The organism is Variovorax trehalosi (assembly GCF_051216415.1).
GTDB lineage: Bacteria > Pseudomonadota > Gammaproteobacteria > Burkholderiales > Burkholderiaceae_C > Variovorax.
The window spans coordinates 20,896-29,587 of record NZ_JBPJZG010000016.1; the positions used below are offsets into that span (position 1 = coordinate 20,896).

Consider the following 8,692-nt stretch of genomic DNA (forward strand, 5'->3'; position numbering starts at 1 on the left):
TCATAACGAGGAATTCCGGGGTGGTGACCCTGACCTGGTTTTCTAACCATTTTTAAGTTGGATATTCCGGCTCCTGATTGCCCTGCAGCGTGGCCTTGACCCTCTGGCTCAGAGCGAACTCCTTGGGCGTTTTCCAGTTCAATGCGCTGTGAGGCCGCGCCTCGTTTATAGAACCTGCGCCACGCTTCGATTTTGTGTTCGGCGTCGGCCAAGCTCAAGAACCAATGTTCGTTCAGGCACTCCTGGCGCAGTCGCCTGTTGAAGCTTTCGATCATCACGTTTTCAGTCGGCTTTCCCGGGTTGCTGAAGTTGAGTTCCACAGCGTTGTCGTACGCCCACTTTTCCATCCTTGCCGATGTACTCGTTGCCGTTTTCGGTCTTCACCGTCTGAGGCTTTGCCCGACATGGATCGCCAGACTTTCGCGTAAGCAGCGATTGAATCGCCCCGGGTTTTCTAGACGCCTCTGAGCCTCAAACCTGAGGCCCAATAGGAGGTGCCATGAGCAAGCAGAGATACCCCGAAGAATTCAAGATCGAAGCGTCAAGCAGATCACCGAACGAGGCCACAAGGTGGCCGATGTGTCGGCCAGGCTTGGCGTCAGCCAGCACAGCCTGTATCAATGGATCAAGGCCAAGCAGATGTCGCCTGACCAGCGCCAAGCGCAGGGCTCGCAAACCGACGAGATGCGCCACTTGAAGGCTGAGCTCAAGCGTGTGACCGAGGAGCGCGACATCCTAAAAAAGGCCGCAGCGTACTTTGCCAAGCAGTCCGGGTGAAGTACGCATTTATCGAGCGGCATGAACACGAGCATGGCGTGCGCCGCATGTGCTTGTGTCTGCAGGTGCACCCCAGCGGCTACTACGCCTGGAAGGCCGATCCGATGAGCCCACGTGCGCAAGACGATCAACGGCTGCTGGGCCTGCTCAAGCACGCGTGGTTGGAGAGCGGCGGCGTGTACGGCTACCCTGAGCCGACGCAGGAGCAGTTGGCAGCGTGCTACTGGAATGCGCAAGCCAGGCTCGACCAGGTGCGAGCCGCGTTCAACATCCAGCCTGTTAGCGCCAGTGCAATCGTGATCAGCCAAGTGCCTGCCCTTCCCGAGGATTACGTCCCCCGCGGCAGTCCTGCGCGCGCAGCGCCACGTGGCGACGTCGATCAGGACACTGCGCCATCGACTGAGCTACCAGCTGATCGCTCGTCTCGGGCAGTGTCCCTGCTGCGGAAGGGCGGGCGTAAAACTACTCTTGTGACACAGTAAGACTAGGGAGATGCTCAATAAGCCTGGGCAACGCATGGTGCGCACGCGTTACACATGATTCCCGTTCGACATGCAGTGAAGTTGACCGCCCCGCGCGCGACGGCACACCCCATTGGGTCGCCACCCGCCATGGCTCGACGACTCCACCATCATCGAACACGTGGCCCAGACGAGTTGGCATCCGCGCGCTCCAGCGCGCGACTTCTCTTTGTCCCCCTCCATCGATCCGCCATTCGCTGCGCATCAGTCTGCACGGCCGGCATGCGCGCGACGAAGCGCTCCACCCGGTCGGCCAACTCGGGCTGGCCCTGACTTCGAAGCGCATCCGTAACTGCGTGCCAGCCCGCCACCACCTCCTGTCGCGTGCGCTGCATGGTCTCTTTGCCGGCATCCAGGGCGCCTCGCTTTGTCTGTAATGCCTTGAGTACGCTCTCCAGCTTGGCGCGCATGAAGGTCGAGGTCTTCGGCGGCAGATGCCTGGACCGGTCGCTGGGTGGCAGTTGCCCGAATGCCCGAAGCGCGAGGAGCCGATGATGGATCGCATCCCTGTACGGCTTGCGGGTCTGCCCTCGCACTTGGCGGGGTGTGGCATTGGCCGCCACGCCCTGCTCACGCATCAGGGCAGCAAACTGCTCGCGCCACTGGCGCAGCGTGTCTTTGCGGATGTAGAGGCGCTTGCCAAGCTCGAACTCGTGCTCGCACTTGACCACCAGATGCACATGCGGATGCGGTTGATCGGTGTGAAGCACCATGGCGTAGCGATATTGCAGCGCAAAGTTCTCGCGTGCAAAGACGCGCGCCGCAGCCAGTACTTTTTCCGGTGGCGTGCCGGCGGGCATGGACAGGACGATGTTGTGGACCAGCTTCGCACGCGTGTCTTTCTGCCCCGGAGCGGGCCTCGGTTTGTACTGGCTTCTGCAAAGCTCCAGCTGCCAATCGGCTGTGACCTCCTTGGCTACACCTCGCCCCTGCTGCGTCAGCCCCTCGTCGGTTTTGATCGGCAGCTTGCCGTGCCGGCCGATGTAGCGCAGATGCGCTTCGACGCCACCGATGTCCCGTCCGCCGCCGGAGACCTTCACCATCACCTCGGGCGTGCGACCCACCGTGCGCTGGATCTGCGCAATCTGGTCGGCGCCGAGGCGCAGCGTGCCGCCCGGTCCTCGCCGACCGTAGCTCACAATGTCCAGCGCCATGTCGTGCGGCGCACCGGCCGGGCCACGGCTGCTTCGTCCGATGCGCGCCGTCTGCTTAGGCATGGGCACTCCCGCCGCCGGTCTCCCAGCTGATGAGATTGCGGCGCACGATGGCTGCCGTGGCTTCGCGCGCCACTTCGACTTCCCGCCGGACCAGCGCGATCGCTTCGCCGAGGTCCGGTGCCACCGGCTCGGGCTGAGTGTTCGGCATGCCGAACGTTCGCAGCTGCCGTCCCAGCGCAGCCAGTTGGGCATTGGTCACTTTGATTTGATCCAGTTCGTTCGGGGGCAGCACGGCCGCGTCACGCGCATGGTTGTGGATCAGCAGGGCCAAGTAGCTGCCTGTCTTCATCCCACGAAAACGGGCTCGCTGTGCCGCCAGCGCACGATCGCCCTTGCGAAGCCGCAGCGTGATGCGATCCGCTTCGCCAAAGCCGCGTTCCGTTTCGCGTGGGGAGCGCTGTCCAGCCGAGCTCAGTGAGATTTCGCCGTTTGTCTTGAGGACCTCGTCGACCATCTTCGCGAGCAGAGTCGACGCACTGAGATGATGCCGCGCCGCCAGCGCGGCGAAGCATGCTCCCGTTTCGGGCGGCACCCGGGTGGCGATCACGCGGCTTGATAGAGAGGTCTTGGTCATTGCAACGCCGTTGCAGTAAACAATGTCTGACGTCAGTCTATCCTGCCCTCATAGCCGCACAAGGACTTTGCGTTCTGCGTTCTGCGTCCCGCGTTCGGCATCCCACGTTCGCCCTCTCACCGCCCTCCCTGACCGCGTGCGCACTCAAGGCGCATCCGAGCCCCCTCGCAGGGCCGGTCCGGCGCACGCCTCCGGTCACCCCGTCGCATCGAAATAAAAGGGGAACATGAGGACAGAAACAAAAAGACCCGCCATCGTCGATGGCGGGCCCCACGGTACCCCTCGATGTTCGGCATGCCGAACAAGAAAACAGACAAACCAGCATCGAGGGGCACGAGACGAAACAAGACGAGATGGAGACGCCTACCTGCCTGCTACGCCTCTTCCTCTCCATGGCGTAGTGCCGCCGCGAGCGGGCGCAGCGGAGCGGGGAGCCAACGCGTGCCCTCCAGCCTGCGGGCGCAATGCGCCGCAGCCTCGGCCTTCTTCATAGCCGCCACAAGCGGTGTGCCGTGCTCGCCGATCGCCTCTTCCACTGCTTCGAGCGCCTTCGCCTTGCTGACATGGCCGAGGTAGTTCGCGGCGGTCGGCACCCACCAGTCCGCCATGTCGAGGCCGAGCGCCTCCGCGATGGCGTCGCTCTGGTCGGCCGTGCGTTCTCGCGCAACGACCGCATCGATGCTGCGGGCGGTGCAGTACGCCAGCAGGTCGAGCAGCACATCGCGCGGCTGCGCGAGCAGCCAGCGGAACAGGGCCTCGGGATCGCCGGGGAGGCGCTCCCCCCATTCGGTCGCGGCCCGCACGAGCAGCGCACCCGCCGGAGACGCCTCGTAGCCGGTGGCCGACTGCGCGAGGCTGTAGTCGCTGGTCACATGCACATGGACCTTCACCACATCGTTGCCGCGCCCGTACTGGCCGAACACCGTCTCCGCCATCCGGTGAACCAGCGTCGCCAGCGCCACATGCGGGTCCTGCATCAGCGCGGCCTGCAGCGCGGCAGTGCGATGCGCGGTGAGATCGCGCATCAGCTTCTCGCTGAACGCGGCGCGCGTTCTCGCGGTGCCCGCGCCCGCCTCGTCGCCATCGCCGTCACCCGCCCGATCACCTGCCTCCGAACCGGAGGGGTGATCCTCCGGCCGTGTCAGCCCCCGGGTCGCCACCACTTCTCCGCGATGGTCGATGCGCAGCAATGCCCCGGTGCATGCCATCTGCTCGGGCGTCCACGCCAGCAGCGCGGCATGCGCCGCGTCGATCCGGTCGTCCAGATCATCGAGCGCACTCGACAACCGCTGCGCCTCGGCCTCGAGGTCGACCTCCTCCTGGGCGTCCGCCGCGTCGGGGTCGTCGCCCTGCGCTTCCAGCGTCTCGAGGGCTTCGGCCAACCGGTCGCGCTCGGCGTCCATGGCCGCCAGTGCCACCTCCTCCTCAGGCGTCATCGCGCGCCGCTGCTGCGATGCCTGTCCATAGCGGCGCAGCGCGAGGCCATCGCCCTCCGTCACGCAATCCACCCATGCCCAGCCTTCCGCGCGGACTTCCTCGGCCAGGGCACGCAGCTTTTCCATGGCCAGGACCTGCAGCAGCAACGGGTCGTCCAGGTACACGGCATCGTCATCGTCGTCCTCGGCGAAGAGGTCGCGCCGCACCGTGCCGCCGTGCGCCTCGTAGGCCACCAGACCCACGAAGCGCGCGAGCCGGCTGCCGCCCGCGCAGGCCTCTTCGGTGAGCTTGCGGCGCAGCGCCCATGCGCTGCGTTCGTACACCGGGAGGCCATCCCAGACCGCCTCCTGTGCGGCGTGGTCGTCCGTCAGCGCCAGCGCCTGCAACTCCTCCGGCCCGATCTCGTCGGCGCGGTACATCGCCAGAAAACGGGGCGCGAGACGCGCCAGCCGGAGCCTGCGCTCCACGGTCAGCGGCGTCACCCCGAAGCGGCCCGCCACCTGCGCCACCGTGAGCCCGCCGTCTATCAGTGCGCGGAACGCCTCCATCTCGTCGGCCGGATGCATCGCCTCGCGCCCCGAGTTTTCCGCGAGGGAGATTTCCACCGCGCGCGCAGAAGCAAAGCATCGGCATTCCACCGCCTGCGCGGCATCCATCCGCCCCTCGGCGACGAGAAGCTGCATCGCCCGCAGGCGCCGCCCACCTGCCACCACCGCATACCGTCCGTCCGGCAGCGCCACCACCGCGAGCCGCTGCAGCAGCCCCTGCGATTCGATCAGCGCCGCCAGCTCGGCGATGCCGTCGTCGCGCTGCACCCGGCGTACGTTCGCCTCGCCCAGCACCAGCCGCTCCAGCGGCACCAGCAGGTCGTGCGGCGCCGTGTCCGCCTCCCCTGCTGCAAGCGCGGCTGCCACTGCCCGTTCGCCGCCCCGCCCTTTCGTCGAAGCTGCCTTGCGCCGGCGAGCGTTGCCCTTGCCCGCCGCACGGGCCGCGTCATTCGCATGAGTCGTCGTTGTCGCAGTCATTTGCATTTCCTTTGTCATGAAGTTGAAGAAAGAAGAAACAAGGACAAAGAGCCCTGCCGGATTCCTAGATTCGGAGCCCCTTGGGAAAGGGTTCCGGATCGCATCGGCCGCGCATCAGCCGCCGGCCGCCGTCTTCCTGAGTTCTTCGCCCGGTGACCGCAGGCGCGCGCGGGGACGGGGGAGCAAGGGGGGAAGCCTTCGTAACGCGCATGCGTTATGAACACCCCCTTGCAGGCGCAGCCGGTCCCGCGGCGCCGCGCGCGCAACGTCACCGACAAGGTGAAGGACTCAGGAAGACGGCACCCGCCCGCGCGTCTCCGGAGGCGCACCGGAACCGCCGCGCGGCGAGCGCCCTCACCTGCCGCAGGCAGGTCTGATCAGTGGAAGTCCGGGAAAGGGGCGAAGCCCCTGCGCCAGGGATGCGCAAGGGGGCCGCAGGCCCTCCCCGCAGGGGATGAGCGCGAATGCGCGAACCTGGAGCAGCCCGACACCGGCCACGCCGGTGGGGCGCCCGATGCCTCCATGCAACCACGCACCCGACATCCCCGCTGCACGCCCTGCCCGCCATGCACGCCGTCACAGTGACCCGTTGCTGTGCGCTGGTTGAGCCGAACGATTTCTCCGACGGGCCGACGGGCCGCCTGAGGCTTGGGTCGGAGAAGCTCACTCGCTGGCCGACACGGAAGTCCTGTTCGTGATGATCTCCGGCGGCCCCGCAGTGCAGGAGGCGATGGGGATGCGCTCTCACGATGCGCCTCAACCGGCACGACAACCGCATGCAGCACGCTGCAGCGCTGTGTGCCCTGCGACCAGCCCTGCCTCCACGGTGTCCGTCCGCTCGTACAGTAAAGTGCTATGTCCTCAACACGGAGCCCGAAAGGGAAGACGAAATGATCACACCGGAAGAGGCAACGACAACGGCTTCGGCTGCAAACGTTCTTGGAACAGAAATGGCGCTGACCGCAGCGTTAAGAGCGCTCATCAAGGCACACCCCGAACCCAACCTGCTTGCACAGGAATTGGCGCAGCAGCGGCAGTTTTCTCAGGCGCATCTGGAAGCGAGCCCACTCCCAGACAAAGCGTTGACGAGTTTCGAGCTGACCTGGGCGCTGATCCTTCATCAGGATCCCGCACAAGAGGTGCGGCTTGTGCCAACGCTGTAGATACGATGCAGACGCGCACTGTGCTTACCAGGCCCCTGCGCCTTCAAGATCGCTGATCTGCCGCGCGTAAAAGCCCGACGCGCGCTTCCACGGCATTCATCGCCAAGCTGCATGGTGAGCCGGAAGAGTATGGCGTCAGCACTTGGCGAACGGCCAAAAAAAACCGGCTCATGGGAGCCGGTCTTTCCGAAGACGTTACCTTGGTCAGTAACGACCACCACCAAAGCCGCCATTGCCGTAGCCAACGTCCGAGCGTTTTGCTGTGCTGTACCCAGTCGCGCTATAGCCACCAGAGCCGCCACCCTCTTCGCGGGGACGGGCCAGGTTCACCACAATCGAGCGTCCATCGACGGACATCCCGTTCAGAGCGGTGATGGCGGCTTGAGCAACCTCGGCAGAGGCCATTTCTACAAATGCGAAGCCCTTGGAGCGGCCGCTTTCGCGGTCCATCATGACCTTCGCCGTAGAAACTCGGCCGAACTCGGCAAAGTTGCTTTCGAGGATGGAATCGGTCACGGAAAAGGGAAGGTTGCCCACGTAAATTTTGACGCTCATGGAAAGAGCCTTTCTGAATGAAGGTGCGCGACGGTTGCCGCGACGATGAAACTCGGATCTTCGGATCGGAAGTCCGCAGCGAATGGCACAAGTGAGTGAGATTTATGCCGGCAGATTGCCGGCACTCAGCGGGTGCGGCATGCACGTTTGCAGCCAGGCCTGCGTGACTGCAAGAAGCCGTGCGGCTTCGCGTGAAACAAAGGATTTATCGAGCTGGAATACTCGGCATGAGCTGCCGTTCCCCTGAGATCGATGGACCGAGAAAGAGGCGCGAAAACGGCCACAGTCGGTCGGGTGTGTCGAGGGCGAAACGACGAACTTGCCCATGGAAATGCCGATATTTGGAATCTAATTCATCCGGGATTCGCAGGCTTGAACCAACCTGCGTGAGCCAACTAGGAACTCGGTTGGCTGCAGCTCTACAGACCAACAAGGCGACGAAGGTCGCCATACGGAGCCTGCATAGGGCGAGTTTCACCTCATGAACAGGAGTTGCGAAACGGCACGAATAAACAACTGCCGCTGCAACAGGCTCCATTATAACTTCGTTAGACAATAGATGCCGATCATTAGTCCGTTTGATGTTAAGGAGCCGGGCGATCTCCGGCTGCGACGCATCGCACGGGTGCGACGCAGCCTGGATCAGACCGGTCCTCGGGCGATGCGCGTTCCTAAGCACCCGCGACGAGAAACGAGTCGATCAGGTTCCGATCCACGTTGGTCGCCTGCCGGATCGAGTTCGCGCATTCAGACGCCGTTCAGGCCTGCGCTGCACATTTCGCCGCTATGACTTTCAAGAGCGGCAAGCGCGCCAGCGTCACTGGCATGCTGGAAGTGGTGCCCAAGGGCCCGGGTCCCGAGAACCAGTTCATCCAGCTGCGCCCGACACTGCACGGACGAGAGGCGGATGTGTTGAAGGCGGTCACGGACTTGCCAGCGGAAATTCGCACGCCCACGGCGGCGGCGAGCGAACTCGTCCGCAGGGGGATCGACATTCCCTACTCGACGCTGGGCTCGATCCTCCGGCGGCTCGAGCGCAAAGGCGCACTGCACCTGGGACGCGTCAAGTCTTGAGTCATTGGTGCCGCCTGCTACCGTCACTGACGCAGTCGACATAGTCGCGCCGAGACGAAGTTGAAGGCATGCGGCCAGCCACAGCATCTGCAATCTTGAATTGGAACGGCGCCAAGTCGGCTGTCGGTTCGCGCCTAAGGTCGGATTGCCGCGTTGCACGAACGACCGACTTGACGCTGCGCCCTTCCCTCGCAGACCTCAAGGGCAATGCCCGTCAGTCCGACGCCGCGGCCGCGAGCCCGTCGACCGCAGGCATCTCCCGCGCCACGATGAACGCGAAGGCTTCCTCCGCGAGCCGCGCCGCTGTGAAGATCGCTGTACGGTCGCCGCGCAGCACCCGCAGCCAGGC

Annotated in this window: 7 protein-coding genes and 3 pseudogenes; 4 read left to right on the forward strand and 6 right to left on the reverse strand. The window is 64.5% G+C overall.

The genetic code is table 11. The features are described from left to right. Positions 1 to 52: 52 nt before the first annotated feature. A pseudogene (locus tag ACSFA7_RS33345) lies at positions 53 to 393 on the reverse strand (integrase core domain-containing protein); the annotation flags it as partial. A 106-nt stretch (positions 394 to 499) separates the two neighbouring features. Between ACSFA7_RS33345 and ACSFA7_RS33350 the strand changes: the two are divergent. Both ACSFA7_RS33350 and ACSFA7_RS33355 read left to right on the forward strand, forming a co-directional pair. Beyond that, positions 500 to 965 (forward strand): annotated as a pseudogene (locus ACSFA7_RS33350) (transposase); the annotation flags it as partial. Between the two features lie 117 nt (positions 966 to 1,082). Beyond that, positions 1,083 to 1,259, forward strand: a pseudogene (locus ACSFA7_RS33355) (IS701 family transposase); the annotation flags it as partial. A 149-nt stretch (positions 1,260 to 1,408) separates the two neighbouring features. Here the strand turns inward: ACSFA7_RS33355 and ACSFA7_RS33360 are convergent. The 3 genes from ACSFA7_RS33360 to ACSFA7_RS33370 all read right to left on the reverse strand — a co-directional run bounded on the left by ACSFA7_RS33360 (position 1,409) and on the right by ACSFA7_RS33370 (position 5,551). Continuing rightward, entirely contained in the window at positions 1,409 to 2,515 is a 1,107-nt protein-coding gene (locus tag ACSFA7_RS33360) for a relaxase/mobilization nuclease domain-containing protein (RefSeq protein ID WP_435503327.1), read from the reverse strand. Beyond that, positions 2,508 to 3,089 carry a hypothetical protein gene (locus ACSFA7_RS33365; RefSeq protein ID WP_435503328.1) on the reverse strand — a complete coding sequence of 194 codons (582 nt, stop codon included), beginning with the start codon at positions 3,087 to 3,089 and terminating at the stop codon, positions 2,508 to 2,510. Before ACSFA7_RS33365 ends, ACSFA7_RS33360 begins: the two co-directional genes overlap by 8 nt. Positions 3,090 to 3,463: 374 nt before the next feature. Further along, positions 3,464 to 5,551 (reverse strand): ParB/RepB/Spo0J family partition protein, encoded by a 2,088-nt coding sequence (locus tag ACSFA7_RS33370; RefSeq protein ID WP_435503329.1) that lies wholly within the window; start codon positions 5,549 to 5,551, stop codon positions 3,464 to 3,466. An 890-nt stretch (positions 5,552 to 6,441) separates the two neighbouring features. Here ACSFA7_RS33370 and ACSFA7_RS33375 point away from each other — a divergent pair. Continuing rightward, on the forward strand, positions 6,442 to 6,714 hold the full coding sequence (locus tag ACSFA7_RS33375; RefSeq protein ID WP_435503330.1) for a hypothetical protein: 273 nt from the start codon (positions 6,442 to 6,444) through the stop codon (positions 6,712 to 6,714). A gap of 204 nt (positions 6,715 to 6,918) precedes the next feature. Here ACSFA7_RS33375 and ACSFA7_RS33380 read toward each other — a convergent pair whose 3' ends face one another. Further along, positions 6,919 to 7,269, reverse strand: a complete 351-nt coding sequence (locus ACSFA7_RS33380) for an RNA recognition motif domain-containing protein (RefSeq protein ID WP_435503331.1) — start codon at positions 7,267 to 7,269, stop codon at positions 6,919 to 6,921. 102 nt (positions 7,270 to 7,371) lie between these two features. Continuing rightward, a complete protein-coding gene (locus ACSFA7_RS33385) occupies positions 7,372 to 7,596 on the reverse strand; it encodes a hypothetical protein (RefSeq protein WP_435503332.1) in 225 nt (74 codons plus the stop codon). Between the two features lie 459 nt (positions 7,597 to 8,055). Between ACSFA7_RS33385 and ACSFA7_RS33390 the strand changes: the two genes are divergently transcribed. After that, the gene (locus ACSFA7_RS33390; protein ID WP_435503333.1) at positions 8,056 to 8,343 is read left to right on the forward strand and encodes a hypothetical protein; all 288 of its coding nucleotides are present in this window, start codon (positions 8,056 to 8,058) and stop codon (positions 8,341 to 8,343) included. Positions 8,344 to 8,692: the final 349 nt, after the last annotated feature.

Bases quoted from the DNA above. Each gene is read 5' to 3' on its own strand.
- ACSFA7_RS33360 (WP_435503327.1), bottom strand. From the start codon at position 2,515: ATGCCTAAGCAGACGGCGCGCATCGGACGAAGCAGCCGTGGCCCGGCC.
- ACSFA7_RS33365 (WP_435503328.1), bottom strand. From the start codon at position 3,089: ATGACCAAGACCTCTCTATCAAGCCGCGTGATCGCCACCCGGGTGCCG.
- ACSFA7_RS33370 (WP_435503329.1), bottom strand. From the start codon at position 5,551: ATGACTGCGACAACGACGACTCATGCGAATGACGCGGCCCGTGCGGCG.
- ACSFA7_RS33375 (WP_435503330.1), top strand. From the start codon at position 6,442: ATGATCACACCGGAAGAGGCAACGACAACGGCTTCGGCTGCAAACGTT.
- ACSFA7_RS33380 (WP_435503331.1), bottom strand. From the start codon at position 7,269: ATGAGCGTCAAAATTTACGTGGGCAACCTTCCCTTTTCCGTGACCGAT.
- ACSFA7_RS33385 (WP_435503332.1), bottom strand. From the start codon at position 7,596: ATGGGCAAGTTCGTCGTTTCGCCCTCGACACACCCGACCGACTGTGGC.
- ACSFA7_RS33390 (WP_435503333.1), top strand. From the start codon at position 8,056: ATGACTTTCAAGAGCGGCAAGCGCGCCAGCGTCACTGGCATGCTGGAA.